Here is an 18,723-nt window from a genome sequence, read left to right as displayed (position 1 = left end):
TATGCTGGCTTGCTATCTTAGTCAAAATAAACTTACCTACTCAAATTCGATATTTCTGAGTAAAAACATTATCAGTTAGATTGATTTTCACTAATAAAATGAGGAAACTTAATTCATTATCCCTTGAATAAGTTTTCCTCTTTATGAGTAGCCCAAGACTTCGCGTTCAATTTGAAACCCTGTTTGAATACTTCGATGGTAAAGACGCTGATGTTCAGCTTGATGACATAACAGATGTACTCTGTTGTACACGTCGAAACGCCAGAATGGTACTCAATAAACTCGAAGAAGAGGGCTGGATAGAGTGGTTACCTGCGGCTGGTCGAGGTAAGTTATCTCAACTGATTTTTAAGCAAAACCGCTGTGACGTCAGTGAAAACTTGGCAAGGCGCTACTTAGAAGAAGGTAAGATTGGACAAGCGCTATCCGTTCTTGACCAAAATGCTGCAAAGCTAACCCAAGTTATCCAAAACTACCTTGGGGTTCAATATCAAGAGGGTGAACAGGTCATTCGTTTGCCTTATTATCGCCCGCTTTCCATGCTTAATCCGACAAAGTCGATGCGTCGTTCAGAACAACACATCGCCTGCCAAGTCTTCAGTGGTTTGACGCGTTTGGATGAAAACGATCAGCTCCAGCCTGATCTTGCCCACTCTTGGCAGCAAATCAGTGACTATCAATGGCGGTTTTTCTTGAGACCCGGTGTACGCTTCCATAATGGTGAGCCACTCATGACAAATCACGTCGTTGATACACTGCTAGCACTCGAGCCACTTAATATGTTCTCTCATATTAAAGACGTATCCTCACCGGCCAATTGCGTCGTTGATGTCTTTCTAACGCGCCCGGATAAATACTTCCCACTCGCGCTCACAGAATCCGTCGCAAAAGTAACGTTGCCGATGATTTTACGTGGAGAGGACTACGATATTCGTCCAATTGGTACTGGTCCATATCGCATTGAAAAAAATGACGAAAAACAACTCGTATTAACCGCTTTCAATGGCTACTTTGGCTTTAGGCCGCTGATTGATCGTGTCGAGGTGTGGGTCGTGGATGAAGCCTATTCGTCCATGGTTTATCCAAGCCTTTCTAAGCCGGTTATGGCTGATCGCGGAGATAGCGATGAAGTAGAGCTCGATCCGGGATGTACGTATCTATTGCTCAACAGAAAGAAAGGTATCGCGAAGGACCCTGCATGGGCGGAGTTTTTATCCAATGCGCTAAATGCTGCCGATCTTTTTGTACACATTCCCAAAGAGACCGTCATTGATCTGGGTGTATTGCATGCTTATGGCATCAAGCCTGGTTGGTACGATATCAAGTTAAAAGTTCCGCAGTGTCCACCAGCCGATACTAAGCCTGCAGTAAAGTTAGCCTATCAGTGCCAACACCCGATGTTTCCTACGCTCGCGAAAGCCATAGTGACGGTTCTCAAACAATATAACGTTGATGTTGAGCTTTTCGGTTACGAAACCGATCCACCGCATGCGGACGATGTAGATATTTGGATAAACCCAATGGGAATTGCAAACAACAGAGACGATGCGTTGGCATGCTGGCTTATGGATTACAGCTTCCTTGATGAGTCGAGCCCAGCAGAAGATTTTGATCAGTGGTGCCATATGATCGATCGTTGGCGCTCTGGTGAATTTGAGCAGTTCCCAGCAAGGCAGCTCGGTAAGCAACTGGTACAAAGCAATCAATTGATTCCCATGTTCCATTGTTGGCTAGGTGTAAACAAAGACCAATGTGGTACCTTGCAAAACGCGAAGTGTAATGCGCTTGGTTGGTTCGACTTTAGCCAAGTTTGGGTTAAACCTGACGTTGATTAATACGCGGATAGCGTCAGCAAGGGCAAGGGAACAATAATGCAAACCGTCTTAGTGACATTAATTACGCTGGTGGCCTTTGCGGCCAACTCAGTGCTCTGCCGATGGGCATTGATGGATCAAACCATCGATCCTTTGAGTTTCTCCGTCATACGTATTTTATCTGGCGCGTTTACTCTATTGATTTTGCTAAGTATAGCGTCCCAGAATAGCAATAACACAGCTAAACTTAGCCCTACATCGCTGTTTTCTAAGCTCAAATCTCAATTCAGTTTAGTCTCAGTTGTGTCATTGATCGTTTATATGTTCGGGTTCTCGTTTGCATATTTAGAACTGGGAGCCGGGCTTGGCGCGTTAGTGTTGTTTGTTGCGGTACAATTTACCATGATTGCGGCTCATCTCATCTCAGGTAATAAGATGTCCTTGATTGAGTGGGCGGGTTGTTTGCTCTCTGTTTCAGGGCTTGTTTATTTGCTAATGCCGACCAGTTCAACCAGTTCACCTGATTTAGTTTCAATTGCGCTAATGTCAATCGCGGGTATCGGGTGGGGTATTTATACCTTGGCCGGAAAGCGATCTTCAAATGCTCTGCTGTCAACAACGGCCAACTTTGGGTTCTGTTCATTGATTGTCTTGGTGTTTATATCACCGTGGCTCGTAGTACCAAATTCAGCTCTTGATATTTCGATGTCTGAACAAGGGTTCATTTATGCCGTATTGTCTGGTTCTGTAGCTTCAGGGGTTGGTTACAGTTTGTGGTACTACGTGGTGAAGAAGCTCAATACTGTCGTGGCATCAATCGCACAGCTTTCGGTTCCGGTTATTGCGACGCTCGGCGGCGTACTGTTGCTCTCAGAGCCTGTCACCATGCAATTTGTTATTTCATCAACCATCATATTAGTCGGCATAAGCTTAGTGCTTGTAGCGCCTAAACTTAAACAATAAGAATCAGCACGTTACCTTTATGGCGAAACCAAACAAGAAGCAACCCACGAAAACCGTTCAAATATTTTGCGCGAAATGCAAAACACAGTTATTCAAATATCGAAAAGGTGGTAAGGGTGCGCTTGTAAAATGTTTTAAGGAAAGGATTGTCGAAGACTTTACTACAGAGCCGTGCATTTGCCCTGAATGTGGAATTGAGTTTGCTCGAGATACCTTAGTACGAGGCACACCCGCATTTAAATTCGTGGGTGGTAAGGTCACTATGAAATAGCCTTGAAGCTAAAACACAAAAAATGCCACAGCGTATAGGGCATGTGGCATTTGAAAGTGAGTCTTGAATAAACTGAGTTAACGAAGTGTTCGGCTAAACTTTGATACGTCCTTGAAGCTTTAGAAGCAGCAGTGAGACGATAGCTCCGGTCGTATCACATAACATGTCTTTTTGCGCATCCCAAATATCACCTTGTGAACCAAGGAAAGCGATACCTTCATCACCACCTGCGATTTCAGCATACCACCACTCAATAATTTCATAGCCTGCCGCAACACTCATGATGGCAAACAGTGCAAAGAAGCACGCAATCACGGGTTGAGCCAATTTCTTCCGAATAAGATATTCAGCGAGTGGGTAGGCATAAAGCCCGATAGAAAAGTGCGCGACTCTGTCAAAATTGTTGCGCTCAGAGCCAATTAACTGATTAAACCAATCGAACGGTACCTCCGCAAAAGTGTACTTAGCGCCAATCGTGTGCAGTGCCATCCAAATGAACATCAAAACATAAGCGGTTTTTGAAAATGTTAATTTAGTGGATAGCCACCAAATACCGATAAGAATCATTAATGCAGGTACGATTTCCGCAATCCATACGGCTCTCGAAGAGGGAGCAAACGCTGAGAAAAGAAAAACAACGAGATACAAAACAGTGAGCGAAAGTAGAGGTCTATTTTGAGCAAGTGGAGTAATTGTCATCATCAGATCCTATATAAGTTTTATGTATAGTTACACAATAATGAACACTGTTCAATTGGGTTTTGATTACCAAATTTGTTGAAAAGTAGCGTTATCGCCCAGTATCTAGACAAACGGTTGCGAGAGTTTCACTAAAGTTTGATTTACAACAAAGCGGACCATAAAATCCCCGTATCACTACATAACAAGAAAGAAAGTCATGAAACTGGAAACTGTCGATTATCTTGCTGACGACGCAGCAGAACAATTTGTTCGCTCTTTACGTGAAACTGGATTTGGCGTACTGAAAAATCACCCAATCCCAAAAGAGCTTGTTGAGTCAATTTACGAGAACTGGTACCAATTCTTCATCTCTGAAGAGAAAGAAAACTTCCACTTCAATGTTGAAACACAAGATGGTTATTTTCCACCTTCAGTATCTGAAGTTGCAAAGGGCCACACAGTAAAAGACATCAAAGAATACTTCCATGTATATCCTTGGGGTCAAATTCCTGAGCAGCTTAAAGAACAGATTCTAGATTACTACCAACGTGCTAATGCTTTTGCTCAAGAGCTGTTAGGTTGGGTTGAAGCGCACGCACCTCAAGAAGTGCAAGAGAAGTTCTCTATCGCTCTATCAGAAATGATCAATGGTAGCGAACAAACCCTGCTTCGCGTACTTCACTACCCACCAATGCAAGGTGATGAAGAACCAGGAGCAATCCGCGCTGCAGCACACGAAGACATTAACCTTCTTACTGTTCTACCTGCGGCAAACGAGCCTGGACTACAAGTTAAGTCTCAAAATGACGAGTGGCTAGATGTACCGTGTGACTTCGGCAACATGATCATCAACATCGGTGACATGCTGCAAGAAGCATCTGGCGGTTACTTCCCATCGACGACTCACCGTGTTATCAACCCAACTGGCGCACGCCAAGAAAAGTCTCGCATCTCTTTGCCTCTTTTCTTGCACCCGAAACCAGAAGTGGTTCTTTCTGAAAAGTACACAGCAAACGAGTACCTAATGGAGCGCCTAAGAGAGCTTGGCGTTATCTAATTCGTCTGTTTTCGTATACTAAAGGTCAGCATAATGCTGGCCTTTTTGCTTTGTAAATACATAACTGGTTGAAATTTATTTAGTTTGAAACTCGACAAACCACGACAGATCGCTTATCAATTAATTAGATACACACATGCATATGGCTGCGGGCTCAATTAATTATGTCAGACAATCTAGACTCATCGAGTCATCAAAATATTAGTTGCCAGTTTCAAGCACACATGGAAAACCCGTTGCTTTGGCCAATCATGGAAGTGCTCAAACAAAAGCCGACGGGGTGGAAAGTGCACACCTTGGCTGCGCATCTCAACGAGCTCGGCTTTATTCCTGTCCTTGACCCAGTTCCAGAGAAGGAGTTATTCAAGAAGAACTTCTTAATCATGAACGCGCTTTACCAACTGCAAGAGACGCTATACCCAGATAATTGGCTGCAAGTTCAAGCGATGGAGATAGAACTAATGTGTGGTCGATATCACGGAAGTACACACGCTATTGACCACCAAGACCCGTTGCGTGAGTACTACATTGATTGGTTGAACTATGAAGCCGAAGAGGGTGAAGTTAAGCGACTATTGAATGAGTTTTGGACCCGCTACAAGAAGTTTGTTGGTGGTAGTGAAACAGACATGGACCGAAACCGAGCATTGAGCTTGTTTGAGTTACCACTAGACGCTTCACAGGAAGAAATACGTAAACAGTGGAGAAGGCTTGCGCTTCGTTGGCACCCAGATAGAGATGAGGGTAACACCGCCCAATTTCAAACCTTGTGTGAAGCTTGGCATGTGTTGCGAAGCTAGTTTTTTACCTAGATGCAATGTTGTTTATAAACGATATAAAGCCCCACTGAAGACTCGTGGGGCTTTGTGCTTCTTGTGTGTTATGAGTTACCTTTACTCACACCGCTTTTATGTTCGAATGCATAATCAAGCACTTTGCGAATGTAAGGAGCACCGACCTTAGAGCCACCATTACCATGTTCAATAACGACAGTTGCAACGTAATCCGGGTGTTCATACGGAGCAAAGGCTGTGTAGAGTGCGTGGTCAAGTAAGTGCCTTTCTAACTCTTTCGAGTTGTACACCTGATCTTTTGCTAAACCAAATACTTGAGAGGTACCGGACTTACCACCACTCGTGTATTTTGTTCCTTTAAACGCTCTTCTACCACTACCACGACTACCGTGGTTCACTAATCTCATCGCATTAATTGGTACATCCCAAATCTTGTCTGGGACTTCATCGATGGATGTCATTTGTTTAGGTTCTACTAGCTGTTGAGTCTCTAAGTCTTCACCGTGATCGAGTGTTGCTCGTAGGATATGCGGAGGCATCACCTTGCCATGGTTGACTAACACAGAGGTCGCTTTAGCAAGTTGTAAGGGAGTCGAGGTCCAGTATCCTTGTCCAATACCGATCGGTACTGTGTCACCTTGATACCAAGGCGTTCGGTAGCGCATCATCTTCCAATCTCGTGTCGGCATGTTGGCGTTACTCTCTTCGTAGATGTCGATGCCCGATGGTTTACCAAAACCAAAACGGTTCATCCACGTGCTAATACGGTCGATGCCTAGGTCGAAAGCCATTTGATAGAAAAAGGAATCGACCGACTCTTCAATCGCTTGTGTAACATCAACAGGACCGTGCCCCCAACGCTTCCAGTCGCGCCAGGCTTTAGAGTTAGATTTAGACCCAGGAATGCGCCATACGCCGTGGTCATTACGGATGGTATTTTCAGAAATAACATGTTCTTCCAAGCCCGCAACAGCCATAAACGGCTTAACAGTAGAAGCGGGTGGATAAACACCTAACGTCGCTCGGTTTACCAATGGATGAGCTGGGTCATTGAGAAGTGTTTGGTAATTCTTGCTAGAAATGCCATCAACGAATAGGTTAGGGTCGTAACTCGGGCTTGATGCCATAGCTAAAACACTGTTGTCTTTCGGGTCTAGGACAACAGCACTGCCAGTGCGATGATCAAGTTGTTCGAACACATACTTTTGCAGTTCAAGATCAATGTTGAGTACGATGTCTTTACCAGCAACAGGCGGAACGTACTTTATCGTTCTGACGATGCGGCCTCGGCTATTTACCTCAACCTCTTGATAGCCTTTTTGTCCATGAAGTATGTCTTCATAGTATCGCTCAACGCCGAGCTTACCAATGATAGTCGTCGCTTGATAATTCGCTTCTTTACCTTGTTCTTCTAGTTTTCTTAAATCGTTATCATTGATATGAGCAACGTATCCTAGTACGTGAGTCAGTACCTCACCATTAGGGTAAAATCGTTTTAAGCTGGTATCGATAGATAACCCGGGAAATAAGTATTGGTGAACAGAGAATTTTGCGATCTCTTTTTCCGTCAGGTTCTCTAACAGGGTAACGGACTTAAAGCGGCGGGTATTGCGGTAACGCTTTTTAAAACGCGTAATTTGTTCTTTATTCAGCGGGATGTACTCGTTGAGTTTGCTGAGCATCTCATCCACATCTTTTGTTTGCTCTGGGATCATGGTGAGAGAAAAGACCAGTTTGTTTTCAGCCAGCAACACACCATTTCTGTCGTAAATTAACCCTCGCGTAGGGGCGATCGGGAGCACTTTAATTCGGTTCCCGTCGGCGCGGGTTTGGTAGCTATCAAAGTTTTGAACTTGGAGTCGGTATAGGTTACCGACTAAGACGAGAGTGAAAAGCAGAATACCTATGAATGCGACAATAACACGGTTTCTAAACAGGTTTACTTCACTTTTATGATCACGCATTTTTACGCGTTTGTGGTACATCAAATCTTAGCCTGTTACATTTAGTTACACTTGTTTAGGCGGACTTTACCATAGCTTCGTAAAAACAATGTCATGTTTTATGAGCTTCTCAAAGATAACAAGAGTTATATAAATTATGGGGAAGGAAGTGTAGGGCGATAAACAGGTTATTTATCGTGCACAAAGTTCGTTACTTAACATTTGTGGTTTGATAGAACGCTTTCTAGGACGAGTAGAAATAAAAACGGCCCCATTTGTGGGGCCGAAAAGTTGTATTTGGTTGAGTAAAACTTAGTTCGAAGGCTTGAACTGAGATTTACGCATGCGGTTAAGAGCTGCCATAACATCCAACGTTCTTGGTTTCGCTAGGTCACCGTAGTTAGGCATATTTTGGTGCCAATCGTTACCTAGAATCGCGTTAAACTCTTTTGCTGGATTACTTGACCAACCAGGCGTTTGTGCAAACTGGAACCAAGCCCAACCAATCGCGTTGACTTCAGAAGTTGACTCTAGCTGCTCAAGAGCAGACAGGTCGGCAAACTCTTTACCAAAACGCAGAGATTCCTTACCTTTAGCACTCACGCGGAACTTTCCATCAGTAAGAATGTTCATTAGTGATGCACGGTTCAGTGAGCGAGGAACAAACATCTCCAACGGTGTTTCGCACTCGTTAGTACGTTGGGTAGGGTGCTGAGCAATAACATCTTTTGCTTTCTCTGTCACATCTACCGCTTGGTAATCGTGCATTTGGATCACGGTGTCTGCTACATCTAGGTAATCACCCGAGCCACCCATAACGACGATAGTAGAGATTTCCATTTCATCACGTAGCTGGCCAATACGGTCAACAAGCGGAGTAATTGGCTCGTCACCTTTTGAAACCAATGCCTGCATACGCTCATCACGGATCATGAAGTTAGTCGCTGACGTATCTTCATCAATCAATAGGGTTTGAACACCGGCTTCAATCGACTCTTGTAACCAAGCCGCTTGAGAAGTAGAGCCCGAAGCATCTTGGGTACTGAAATCAGAGGTATCTTTCTTCATTGGAAGATGATTGATGTAGTTTGACAGATTTAAGCTGTGCACACATCGGCCATCTTCAGCGCGAATCTTCATTGTATCAATGGCAGTCACGATGCCTTCACGGCCATCACCAGGAATATGATTGTAGATAGAGCGTTCAACCGCATTCAATAGTGTCGATTTACCGTGGAAACCACCACCAACGATCAATGTAATCCCTTTAGGAATTCCCAAGCCTGTTACATCGCCTTGGTTTGGCGTGTTTAACGTAACGCTCAGTGATTCTGGTGCTGTAAATGGAACCGCATCTTTCATTGGAAGATCACAGTTACCAGCGATACGTGGTAATACACTGCCATTTGCCACAAATGCCGATAGGTTGTGCTCATCTAGCTGTGTACGTAGCGCTTCTTGGTCTTCGATTGTTTCACAGTGCTTGATCATTGCGTCTATGTTTAGCTCACGCTCAAGCGTTGCGCGACGGATAAACTTCGGCAGGTAGAAGGTGATGATGTTGTTCGCTTTCTTCGCAAGAATGCTACGACCATCAGCAGGCAGGTTAATACGGAAACGAATTTCGATACCGTGCTCAGTAAACACGACTGCAGTGTTGTCGAGTACTGTTTGACCCGTTAATGCGATAGAAACGGTCGCTTCTTGTTTTGCGAACTCAGCAAAGCTGCGAGCAATAAAATCACGAGCTGCTACTTGGTATTCGTAAGATTTTTCTTTCAGCCAATCTAACCCAGTCAGCGACCACGCGCGTGTTGCACGAAAACGAGAGGCTGACGCGTACGGGTCACCTTGAATGTGGTCGATGTGTAATTCGAAATCAGCAAAGTCGTATTGACCTTTAATTTGTTGATATGCACGGTAGTTTTGTTTTTCGAGCTTTTTAAGCTTTGCAGTCAACTGATCCATAACGAGGAATGCCTATATAAAGGGGAAGATAAAAACAGAAAGGCGGCGATTATAAAAATCACCACCTATAGAGTAAAGAGAAACTAGGTTTAAATCCAAAACTAACGGCTATTTTTCACTTTAAGCGTAACGAGTCGTCCCTAAATAGTTTTGATTGATTAAGCTATGCTCAAATTCTTGACTCGGCATTGGTCGACCATACAGATAACCTTGTCCTACGTCACAACCTTCATCAATGATAAATTTCTCCTGAACTTCTGATTCAATGCCTTCGATCATCACTTTTAGATCTAACTTTTTCGCTATCTGAACGATGGATCGAACAATTTCTGAATCTTCACTTGAGTTGAGCATTTGGTCTATGAAGCTCTTATCAATTTTGATTGCATCGAATGGAAATTTCTTGAGATAGCTGAAAGAGGCATAGCCGGTTCCAAAGTCATCCAGTGACAATGTAACGCCAATATCATGTAGCGATTCTAAGGTATTCTTTGCGACCACTTCATCTGCAATCAATCCGCTTTCTGTCACTTCAAGCTCCAAGAAATGAGGCTCAAGGTGGTAGGTTTCTAGCAAATGAACAACTTGCTCTGCAAAATGCGCGTTTTTGAGTTGCACCGCAGACACATTGACCGCCATCTTGAAGTCCTCAACATATTCAGACCATTCTTTGGCTTTCTCAATCGCGTTGCGCAGGACAAAGCTGCCCACTTCGAAAATCAATCCGTTTTGCTCGGCCATGTGAATCAAGGTTTCATTGGATATGTCTCCCAAAACGGGGTGGCGCCAGCGGAGCAATGCTTCAGCACCGACCCAACGATGGGTTAGCGGGCATACTTTGGGTTGGAAGTAGAGCATTAAGTCATCGTTACGTACCGCTTGCAGCAAGTAACCTTCGATCTTATTGATATGACTTTGCTCTTCAGTGTGAGATTGGGAGTAATAAGCAAACTTTTGCCCGGAATCCTTGCAGGCCAGCATAGCCTCTGACGATTTCTGAAGAATACTTTCTGCATCGTCTTCGTTATTAGTAGTAGCAATTCCGATAAATGCGTGCAGGTGAACCTTATCATTTTCGATAGCAAATTCAGAATGACCAACTTTTACTAGAGTTTGGCAAAGCTCTTCGAGGCGATGATGCAAATCTTTAACACTGAACGCTAACACCAGATCCACAGAAGTAGGGCGCGCGGTTAACACCTCAATATCGGCAATGCTATCGATACGTTTTCGGTATTCAACTAATACTTTGTCCAGTGCTGTATAGCCGTATCGAGCTTGTATACGTCTGCCGTTGGTAAAACCGATGTGAATGACAGCAAATGAGCAATCCGTCAGCCTGCGTTGAGAAGAGAGTTTGTGGTTTAAACGCGACTCAAATGCACTACGATTTAAAAAGCCAGTTCCTAGGTCATGGTTCTTTTGGAAATTGATTTTTTGTTCAGCGGCTTTTCGCTTATCAATTTCTTGATTTAAGGAGTAATTCAAACTGGCGAGATCTTTGGTTCGTGTATACACCCGGTTTTTGAGGTCACGATTCATTTGAGTCAGTTTGGCGTGCTGAAAGAGGGTTTTAAGCTGGGACTCAATTGAAGTTCGAAAGCTTTCCAGGAGTTTAATGTAAGTCGGCGTGTAGTGATTTTCTTTAGAGTCCAAGATACAAATGGTGCCGAAAAGCTCACCATTCGGCCAAAGCAGAGGGATACCACAATAGGATATCAACCCTAGCTTGATGTCAGGGTTACTTTCCCATGCCGGGTCTGCGAGAGCATTGGGGACAAGAAGTTGCCGCTGAGATTCCATAACGGTTTCACAATACAGCCCGTTGCCTAGTGTTTCAGAATCGCCCTTATTGTATGGGTTGTTCTCGCTACGACTGGTGGAGAAGACTTCGATGTAATTGGAATGAACACGCATAATAAGTGCTGCTGGCACTTGCGTTATTTGAGCCAACAGATCAACGATGTTCTGCCAACCGTGCTCCATATCGTCTGGAATATCTAAATCGAGAGTTTTTATTTTCTTCATATGACTCCGAGTCAATTATGCTAAATGCATCAACACATCCTGTGTTAATTATGATGAACCAAATAAACTGTGAATCTTAAGTTAATTAAGTATAAGAAATGTTGCACAAAAAAACCTCGGCAATTTTGCAGAGGTTTTCAAATGTGAATACGGGTCTCAGTAATGAGATAAATTTCGACTAGGGCTTTAATTTTATAAAGTCTTCGCTATTCAATTTCTTACTGTAGTCTACCGATGGTTGTGCAAAGCCGTTTAGTTGCAAGAATTCATCTTTAAACCCTTGGTAATCGCCCAGAGTTTGGAAGTTGTTTTCATCCATCTTATTGAGCAACTCTGTCACATGGGCTTGTGTCTCTGGGTCTAGTTCCCAGTCGTCCATTCGTATCAACCGTTCGCCATCAAGTGGTACTTTAGATTGACCGTACAGCTTAGTCCTAAATAGGCGCTGCATTTGTTCGATACACCCTTCATGCGTCTGCTTCTCTTTCATCACTTTGTACAACGCTAGCAAGTAGGGGCTTAAGCCTGGGATGAATACGCTTGCTTTGGTAACCAACGCCTTACACACTGTCGCATAAGCGTTGCCGTCAAAGTTTGCTAATTCTAGGTTAAGCGCATGACTGGTTTGATGAAGATCGATTTTTGCACGACCAAGTGTACCATCGAGATAGATAGGGTGTGTGACTTCAGGGCCAACATAAGAGAAGGCGATAGTCTTACAGCCGGGAGCGATAGATTCGGCATTGATGAGTTCGTCGATCCAACTTTCCCAGTCTTCGCCCCCCATGACTTTGAGTGTGCTTTCTGCTTCCTCTTCAGTGGCAGCTTCAAGCGTGTTGGTCACCCAATTATCGTGCTCAAGAGAAATGGTTGCGCCAGTTACGCTTTCACCAATAGGTTTAATCGCAGAGCGCCAGAATTCATCAGAATCGGGCTTGGGACGTACACCCGCAGCCAGACTGTAAATCACGAGATCGACTTCACCTTCGAAATAAGTTTCGATGGCTTCAACAACTTGTGCGCGGGTTTCTTGGGAAAAGGCATCGCCTACGATGTTAATAGCGGTGCGCTGCTCACGTTCCGCTTCTTTTTTGAAGTAGATGTTGTTGTACCAGCCGGCACTACCAAGAGATTTTTCGTTTGGGCCACGTTCGAATGAAACGCCAATGGTGTCGGCTTGAGCACCGCCAAAGGTAAGGGCGATACGAGCGGCAAGGCCAAAGCCTGAAGAAGCGCCGATGATCAATACTCGTTTAGGGCCATCTTTGATTTGCGGCGCACTCTTAACGAATCTAATTTGTTGCTTTACGGCTTCTTGACAGCCAAGAGGGTGAGCGCTTTTTGCTACCACACCCTTGATAATAGGTTCGATCAGCATAAATAACCTTACAGTTAACGGTGATATGCACTCAGGCTAACGTAAAGCTGTGTAAAATTTATTGAGCTAGACCATTAAAACCTAAAGATACTGATATAATTCTTCGGCGACAAATTCAGCAATCCAAGGTTGAGCTTCTGGTTTAGGATGCAAACCATCGTTCATCATCCACTCCGGTTTTAGGATGATGTGCTCTAGGAAAAATGGAAGCAGGGGTACATTTTGTTGATCAGCCAACGCTGCAAATACGTATTCAAACTGCTGGTTGTAACGCTTGCCATAGTTAGGTGGGATTTTAATTTGCATCATAATTGGTTTTGCACCCGCCGCTTTTATCTGCTCGATGATTTGATCTAAGTTTGAAGACATCAGCTTAGGTGGGAAGCCACGAAGACCATCATTGGCTCCAAGCTCAATAAGGACGGTGTCTGGAGCGTGTTCTTCTAGTAGCTGGGGTAAACGAGCTAAACCGTTACCTGTTGTGTCGCCAGAGATACTGCCGTTGACCACGGTAACCGCTTTATCATGTTTCGCTAACGCATCTGGTAACAAACTTGGCCAACTCTGTTTGATATCCATGTTGTAACCAGCACTCAAGCTGTCACCAAGTATCAGTAACTTTGAATCTTGAGCTGACGCAGAGCCTTGAGCCAAAGAAGCGGTAGAAAAGAATATAAATAATAAAAAGGAAATTAGTCGAGTCATGCATACATCCATCATTAAAGCAGAAGCTGTTTCCAAGACAGTGTCTACTAATCAAGAACATTTAACAATCCTAGAGCACGTCGATATTGATATTCGTGAAGGTGAAACAGTCGCGATTGTCGGTACATCTGGGGCAGGTAAATCGACCTTGATGACACTGCTGGCTGGCCTTGATGTCCCTACCAAAGGCGAAATCCATTTATTGGGACAACCACTTTCACAGCTAGATGATGAAGCGAGAGCGAAAATCCGAAGTGAATCGGTAGGATTTGTTTTTCAAAGTTTTTTGTTGATTCCTAGCTTATCAGCGCTGCAAAACGTGACACTACCATGCTTACTAAAAGGCGAAGATGAAGACATTGAACGCGCAACTGCGTTACTTGAGTCGGTTGGCTTAAAAGACAGGCTCGATCATCTACCATCTCAGTTATCAGGTGGAGAACAACAGCGTGTTGCTTTAGCTCGTGCGTTCATGATCAAGCCCAAAATCCTATTTGCTGACGAACCAACCGGTAACCTGGACCAACAAACCGCGGCCAAAATCGTCGAGCTACTGTTCGAACTGAACTCTTCTCACGGCACCACACTAGTGCTGGTGACACACGATCCTAAGCTAGCACAACGATGTCAACGAACGCTTAAGATGCATGTCGGACAGATAGAGGAAGTCTAAATTGAATTCATCAAACGGACTTAACAAGCGCCTGTTTTCATGGAGCATTGAAGAGATTCGACATGGTCAACTATGGCCAGTATCGATCGCTTTAACACTGATCATTGCCTGTGTTTTCGCACTATCAGCATTGGCTGAGCGCATGGAACAGGTCATCGTAAAACAGGGGAAAGATGCACTCACTGCTGACAGCGTGTTCATCTCAGCAAACCCAATCCCACAACCGCTACTAGACATTGCTCAAGTAGAGCAACTAGAAAGCTCTCAGTTAACCCGTTTCTCAACCATGGCATTTAGCGACAACGCGATGCAGTTAGTAACGGTTAAAGCGGTGGAGAGTAACTATCCATTGCGTGGTGAAATGTTACTAGAAGGTGCAGACAATGCATCGAGTAATCACGTTGAGCCCGGTGAGTTGTGGCTGGACGAACGTATTTTCGCGCAGTTGGAAGTCGGGATAGGTGACAATGTCACTATCGGCGATGCCGACTTAACCATTACAGGACGAATCACCCAAGAGCCAGGGTTAAGTTTCAACCCATTCCAACAAATGCCTGCGGTACTGATACACAATGACGACATTGATTCGACAGGTGCCATTCAACCGGGAAGTCGTGTAAGTTTCAGACTGTTCTTAAACGGTGATGATGCAAAACTCAAAACCGCTCAAGACAGTATTGAACTAACCCCGAGTGATCGTTGGCGTACACAAGACTCAGCAAGCCGTACCAACGACATGTTTGAAAGCACCACGCAATACCTATCGTTAACTGTTGCAATTGTTGTGATCATGGCGGCGACCACTTTGGTCTTAACGTGCCAACATTATGTCGCGAGCCGTAGAAAAACCATTGCTATGCTAAAAAGCTTGGGGGCGAGCAAACCGTGGATCATTAAGTGGCTAGCGGTACAAGTATCATTACTTGTCGTTATTGGTACCGTACTCGGTATTGCGATTGGTATCGGTTTAGAGTTTCTTTTACGTATTCCGCTTGGTGATTTACTGCCATCGCCGCTTCCAAGCTACGGTATCGAACCTGCGATTCTTGCAATCTTATCCAGTGTTTTAATTGGTGTGCCTGCACTTGGCATTCCGTTGATTGGGTTGGTAAATACCTCTGCGATTAGCGTGATTCAATCAAGCCATAAGACTCGCGATAGCTATAAGAAATTCGCTTTGCTGTTGGTGCCTATCATCCCAATGATGTTGATGTATGGTGACAATCTATTGGTATGGATTGTTCTAGCCGGTATTGCGTGCCTATTTTTGGTCCTGGCCCTAGTTAGTACGTTTGTACTGCGCCTTTTTGGCAAGCTTCCGACGTCGACATCAATGCGCTTAGCTTTAAGTCGAATTAATCGTACGCCGCTTGCAACGGGCATACAATTTGGCTCGTTAGCGCTTTCGTTGATGTTGCTATCGATTATCTGGTTGGTAAGAAGCGATCTGTTGTCAGACTGGCAACAAACCCTGCCTGAGAATGCGCCCAATGCATTTGCACTGAATATCGCCAGTTATGAGAAAGAGAGCTATTTGGAAACCATTGATGCTAACGGAGTCGAGCGTACTCAAGCTTTCCCGATCATTCGTGGGCGACTGACAACAATCAATGGTGTCGAAGCATCTGAATATAGCGAGACATCTGAACGAACTGACGCGCTAAGCCGTGAAATCAACTTCACGTGGGGCGACTCATTACCAGAGTACAATGAAGTGCTTGAAGGCACTTGGACGAAAGAGCAGGGCGTGTCTGTTGAATCTGATGTAGCAGAACAGCTAGGTTTGGAAATTGGAGATGAGCTCGCTTTCACCATCAATAGTCAAAAGGTATCAGCGAAGGTTAACAGTATCCGTAAAGTAGAATGGCGTGAAATGAAGCCAAACTTCTACTTCATCTTTACTCCAGACGTCTTGAGCTCAATTCCTTCAACTTGGTTAGTGAGCTTTAGAGTCGAAGATCAGCACAACCAAATGCTCAACGAACTCTCACGGAATCATCCAACCGTTAGTTTAATGGATATCCGTGTAATGGGCAGCAAGATCCAAGAGCTGCTTAAACAGATTGTTTGGTCGATTACCGTGTTGGCAGCACTTGGCGTCGTTGCAGGATTATTGCTTATTTTTACGCTCTTACGTCTTAGCTTATCTCAAAGGCAACAAGAGATACGTTTGTATCGTACGTTAGGGGCAAGCAAGAAACGCATCCTTAACACTATCTGGTGTGAATATGGGCTAATGGCACTGGTAGCAGGCTCAATTGCTGCGCTGGGTTCTGAAATGAGCGTGGCAGGTGTGATGAGTTTCGGCTTTGAACTCGCGCCTTCGCTTCATCCGATGTTGTGGGTTGTTTTACCTGTGCTGACCTTTATCACACTAGCCGCTGTTGTGAACAGCTTAATTAAGCGTCTATTGGCTCCTGTAAACAAGGATTTTGGTTAACTCTCTTGAGTATTCATGATGTAAAGCCGTAAGCTTTTATTCGCTTATTGAAACGGTCTGATTGTGAATTTTTATACTAGGGCGAAAGCTATTTATAGAATTCACGGTTAGACCGTTTTTTATTTGACCAACGGCTAGCACAACTTAGGCATTTAGCACTTTAAAATTGACATTTTTTAGCATTTTTTGAAACGTATTGTGTATTTGTGTCGATTTAATGAACAGCGGTTAGTCCCTGTAAACAAAGGGTTTGCGCAACTTAGCATGAACGTTATCAACAGTTATCCACAAAAACGGTGGATAACTTTAGGGATAAGTTAACATCTTTGTTTTAAGAGTACTGAGGCAGCCTTTGTGTGGCGTCACTTAGGACAAATTTGACTGTTAGAATAACCTCGAAAACAGTATTGGAAGTTATTGAGTCAAGAGATTATTTAAGTTTTTTACATAAGTTCAACGAACCACCAAGCTAAGACCTTGATAAAAATGTGTTTTAATTCATCGTCGAACAAAAGTAGAATAGTGGCAGTTAATCTTATTCTACAGAACACGATGAACCACAACAAAACGGATACAAATCAAGCTTCTATTGCCATTGTTGGCGGTGGTATAGCCGGAACAACAAGCGCTATTCACTTCAGTGAGTTGGGTTTTAAGGTCACTATATTGGAAAAAGGGCCAAGTTTGGTTAATGGTCCACCGATTTGCCACCTACATGCTGGCGGCAATTTGTATCGAGATATTTCTGTAGAGCAGTGTCTTCAATTGCTCACACAGTCAATTGACACCGTCCGTTTGTTCCCTCACACGATCAATATTCGTCCAACCGTCATAGCCGTTCCACACAGCGATGGTGGGGAGCCATTGGACTTGCTTCCTCGTCTCAAGATAATAAAAGACGCTTATGCCGAACTCGTTAAGCAAGACAAAAACAATCAAGTACTTGGGGCCCCTGAAGAGTACTACAAGCTTTATGACAAAGATGAGTTATTGGCGCTAGCTAAACTAACGCAGCCACTAAAGCCAACAACGCTTGATGAGTGGTGTATTCCTTTCGCCAAACATACTGATTTAGAAACGCTTAAATATCCCGTTGCCATGGTTCAAGAGTATGGTTGGAGTGTATTCCGACTGTCTGCGACGGCTCAACTATCGTTGGAGCAACAGCCAAATTGTACAGTGTTGACCAACAGCCGCTTACAATCGGTTCAATCTACGGGACAAGGTTGGTCATTAACCTACACGGACATTGGTAACAAAAGCCGCACACTAACCACCGATTATTTGATTAATGCCAGCGGCTTTGAAACCGGCATCGTGGATGACTTTGTAGGTTCGAAACAGCAACGACTTGTTGAGTTTAAAGCCGCCTATGTGACGGAGTGGCCATATTCACAAGAATGTAAGGAAGAGTGGCCTGAGGTTATCTTTCATGGCCCACGAGGCACACCACAAGGTATGGCTCAATTAACACCATACGCTGATGGAGTATTCCAGCTTCATGGCATGACGGAAGGGATCACTCTGTTTGAAGGTGGCTTGGTTTCATCTTCTACAGGCTCTTCACAGCCTCAGCTACCTTCAAAGCTACTGAAGAAAATCGTATCTGGTTGGAGTGAAGAACAGCTAGAGCTAAGAACATGTGCGGCGATTACCCATATGTCTCAGTTCATACCAAGCTTTAGCTCTGCACAAGTTGGTGGTAAGCCTCTATTTGGAGCGCAGCAAATTCCGGGGACCGACCCAAGCCTACGCGCTTCAGATGTCTCTTTCTGCGGCGAGCGTTATGCAAGGCTTGAGGTAGTAAAGGCGTCTTCAACATTAGAAGCAGCGCAAAAGGTGGCTCAACACTGGTTCGATATTCCCGAGTCTGACTCGATTGAAGATACACACTCAGTGACAATGTCACTTAAGTTAAACGATATTGAAAATAAAGCGATAGGGTTGACCCAAGAGCGTGGATACCCAAATGCGCTGGCGAAAGTTTCAGGCCAAGACCACCACTAAA

14 protein-coding genes are annotated in these 18,723 nt (G+C 44.2%); 8 read left to right on the top strand and 6 right to left on the bottom strand.

Going from position 1 to position 18,723, the window contains the following annotated elements; all coding sequences use genetic code 11:
• Positions 1-143 precede the first annotated feature (143 nt).
• From F0251_RS19130 to F0251_RS19120, 3 genes are read left to right on the top strand one after another with little or no spacing between them, the layout of a single operon-like run.
• Positions 144-1,835 (top strand): SgrR family transcriptional regulator, encoded by a 1,692-nt coding sequence (locus F0251_RS19130; RefSeq protein ID WP_061030959.1) that lies wholly within the window; start codon positions 144-146, stop codon positions 1,833-1,835.
• 36 nt (positions 1,836-1,871) lie between these two features.
• Positions 1,872-2,777 (top strand): DMT family transporter, encoded by a 906-nt coding sequence (locus F0251_RS19125; RefSeq protein WP_061030958.1) that lies wholly within the window; start codon positions 1,872-1,874, stop codon positions 2,775-2,777.
• Between the two features lie 19 nt (positions 2,778-2,796).
• Positions 2,797-3,048, top strand: a complete 252-nt coding sequence (locus F0251_RS19120; RefSeq protein ID WP_004738029.1) for a hypothetical protein — start codon at positions 2,797-2,799, stop codon at positions 3,046-3,048.
• 93 nt (positions 3,049-3,141) lie between these two features.
• On the opposite strand, the gene F0251_RS19115 is transcribed toward F0251_RS19120, so the two are convergent.
• Positions 3,142-3,747: a DUF2238 domain-containing protein gene (locus F0251_RS19115; protein ID WP_171731616.1), complete on the bottom strand. Its 606-nt coding sequence runs from the start codon at positions 3,745-3,747 to the stop codon at positions 3,142-3,144.
• A gap of 199 nt (positions 3,748-3,946) precedes the next feature.
• On the opposite strand from F0251_RS19115, the gene F0251_RS19110 reads away from it, so the two are divergent.
• Complete coding sequence (locus tag F0251_RS19110; RefSeq protein WP_008221453.1) at positions 3,947-4,786, top strand: isopenicillin N synthase family oxygenase; 840 nt, start codon at positions 3,947-3,949, stop codon at positions 4,784-4,786.
• A 164-nt stretch (positions 4,787-4,950) separates the two neighbouring features.
• Positions 4,951-5,586 carry a DNA-J related domain-containing protein gene (locus F0251_RS19105; RefSeq protein WP_061030956.1) on the top strand — a complete coding sequence of 212 codons (636 nt, stop codon included), beginning with the start codon at positions 4,951-4,953 and terminating at the stop codon, positions 5,584-5,586.
• Between the two features lie 80 nt (positions 5,587-5,666).
• On the opposite strand, the gene mrdA is transcribed toward F0251_RS19105, so the two are convergent.
• From mrdA to F0251_RS19080, 5 genes are all read right to left on the bottom strand, one after another.
• Positions 5,667-7,565 (bottom strand): penicillin-binding protein 2, encoded by a 1,899-nt coding sequence (mrdA, locus tag F0251_RS19100; protein WP_008221450.1) that lies wholly within the window; start codon positions 7,563-7,565, stop codon positions 5,667-5,669.
• A 270-nt stretch (positions 7,566-7,835) separates the two neighbouring features.
• On the bottom strand, positions 7,836-9,491 hold the full coding sequence (locus F0251_RS19095; RefSeq protein ID WP_116870662.1) for an ABC-ATPase domain-containing protein: 1,656 nt from the start codon (positions 9,489-9,491) through the stop codon (positions 7,836-7,838).
• A 120-nt stretch (positions 9,492-9,611) separates the two neighbouring features.
• A complete protein-coding gene (locus F0251_RS19090; RefSeq protein ID WP_105058192.1) occupies positions 9,612-11,519 on the bottom strand; it encodes a GGDEF and EAL domain-containing protein in 1,908 nt (635 codons plus the stop codon).
• A gap of 178 nt (positions 11,520-11,697) precedes the next feature.
• Positions 11,698-12,897, bottom strand: coding sequence for an enoyl-ACP reductase FabV (fabV, locus tag F0251_RS19085; protein ID WP_171731607.1), 1,200 nt, complete (start codon positions 12,895-12,897; stop codon positions 11,698-11,700).
• A gap of 81 nt (positions 12,898-12,978) precedes the next feature.
• Entirely contained in the window at positions 12,979-13,602 is a 624-nt protein-coding gene (locus F0251_RS19080; RefSeq protein WP_116870660.1) for an arylesterase, read from the bottom strand.
• Here F0251_RS19080 and F0251_RS19075 point away from each other — a divergent pair.
• The 3 genes from F0251_RS19075 (at position 13,601) to F0251_RS19065 (ending at position 18,722) form a co-directional block, all read left to right on the top strand.
• Positions 13,601-14,275, top strand: a complete 675-nt coding sequence (locus tag F0251_RS19075) for an ABC transporter ATP-binding protein (RefSeq protein WP_004738017.1) — start codon at positions 13,601-13,603, stop codon at positions 14,273-14,275. The two genes, F0251_RS19080 and F0251_RS19075, sit on opposite strands and share 2 nt — an antisense overlap.
• A 1-nt stretch (position 14,276) precedes the next feature.
• Positions 14,277-16,715, top strand: coding sequence for an ABC transporter permease (locus F0251_RS19070; RefSeq protein ID WP_061030950.1), 2,439 nt, complete (start codon positions 14,277-14,279; stop codon positions 16,713-16,715).
• A 552-nt stretch (positions 16,716-17,267) separates the two neighbouring features.
• A complete protein-coding gene (locus F0251_RS19065; RefSeq protein ID WP_061030949.1) occupies positions 17,268-18,722 on the top strand; it encodes an FAD-dependent oxidoreductase in 1,455 nt (484 codons plus the stop codon).
• Position 18,723: the final 1 nt, after the last annotated feature.

It is taken from the genome of Vibrio sp. 070316B, from assembly GCF_013114115.1.
GTDB lineage: Bacteria > Pseudomonadota > Gammaproteobacteria > Enterobacterales > Vibrionaceae > Vibrio > Vibrio chagasii_B.
Note: the sequence above shows the minus strand (reverse complement) of the source record. Positions and strands in the feature narration are given on the sequence as shown.

Coding starts and splice junctions, on each gene's coding strand:
- F0251_RS19130 (WP_061030959.1), top strand. CDS start 144: ATGAGTAGCCCAAGACTTCGCGTTCAATTTGAAACCCTGTTTGAATAC.
- F0251_RS19125 (WP_061030958.1), top strand. CDS start 1,872: ATGCAAACCGTCTTAGTGACATTAATTACGCTGGTGGCCTTTGCGGCC.
- F0251_RS19120 (WP_004738029.1), top strand. CDS start 2,797: ATGGCGAAACCAAACAAGAAGCAACCCACGAAAACCGTTCAAATATTT.
- F0251_RS19115 (WP_171731616.1), bottom strand. CDS start 3,747: ATGACAATTACTCCACTTGCTCAAAATAGACCTCTACTTTCGCTCACT.
- F0251_RS19110 (WP_008221453.1), top strand. CDS start 3,947: ATGAAACTGGAAACTGTCGATTATCTTGCTGACGACGCAGCAGAACAA.
- F0251_RS19105 (WP_061030956.1), top strand. CDS start 4,951: ATGTCAGACAATCTAGACTCATCGAGTCATCAAAATATTAGTTGCCAG.
- mrdA (WP_008221450.1), bottom strand. CDS start 7,565: ATGTACCACAAACGCGTAAAAATGCGTGATCATAAAAGTGAAGTAAAC.
- F0251_RS19095 (WP_116870662.1), bottom strand. CDS start 9,491: ATGGATCAGTTGACTGCAAAGCTTAAAAAGCTCGAAAAACAAAACTAC.
- F0251_RS19090 (WP_105058192.1), bottom strand. CDS start 11,519: ATGAAGAAAATAAAAACTCTCGATTTAGATATTCCAGACGATATGGAG.
- fabV (WP_171731607.1), bottom strand. CDS start 12,897: ATGCTGATCGAACCTATTATCAAGGGTGTGGTAGCAAAAAGCGCTCAC.
- F0251_RS19075 (WP_004738017.1), top strand. CDS start 13,601: ATGCATACATCCATCATTAAAGCAGAAGCTGTTTCCAAGACAGTGTCT.
- F0251_RS19080 (WP_116870660.1), bottom strand. CDS start 13,602: ATGACTCGACTAATTTCCTTTTTATTATTTATATTCTTTTCTACCGCT.
- F0251_RS19065 (WP_061030949.1), top strand. CDS start 17,268: ATGAACCACAACAAAACGGATACAAATCAAGCTTCTATTGCCATTGTT.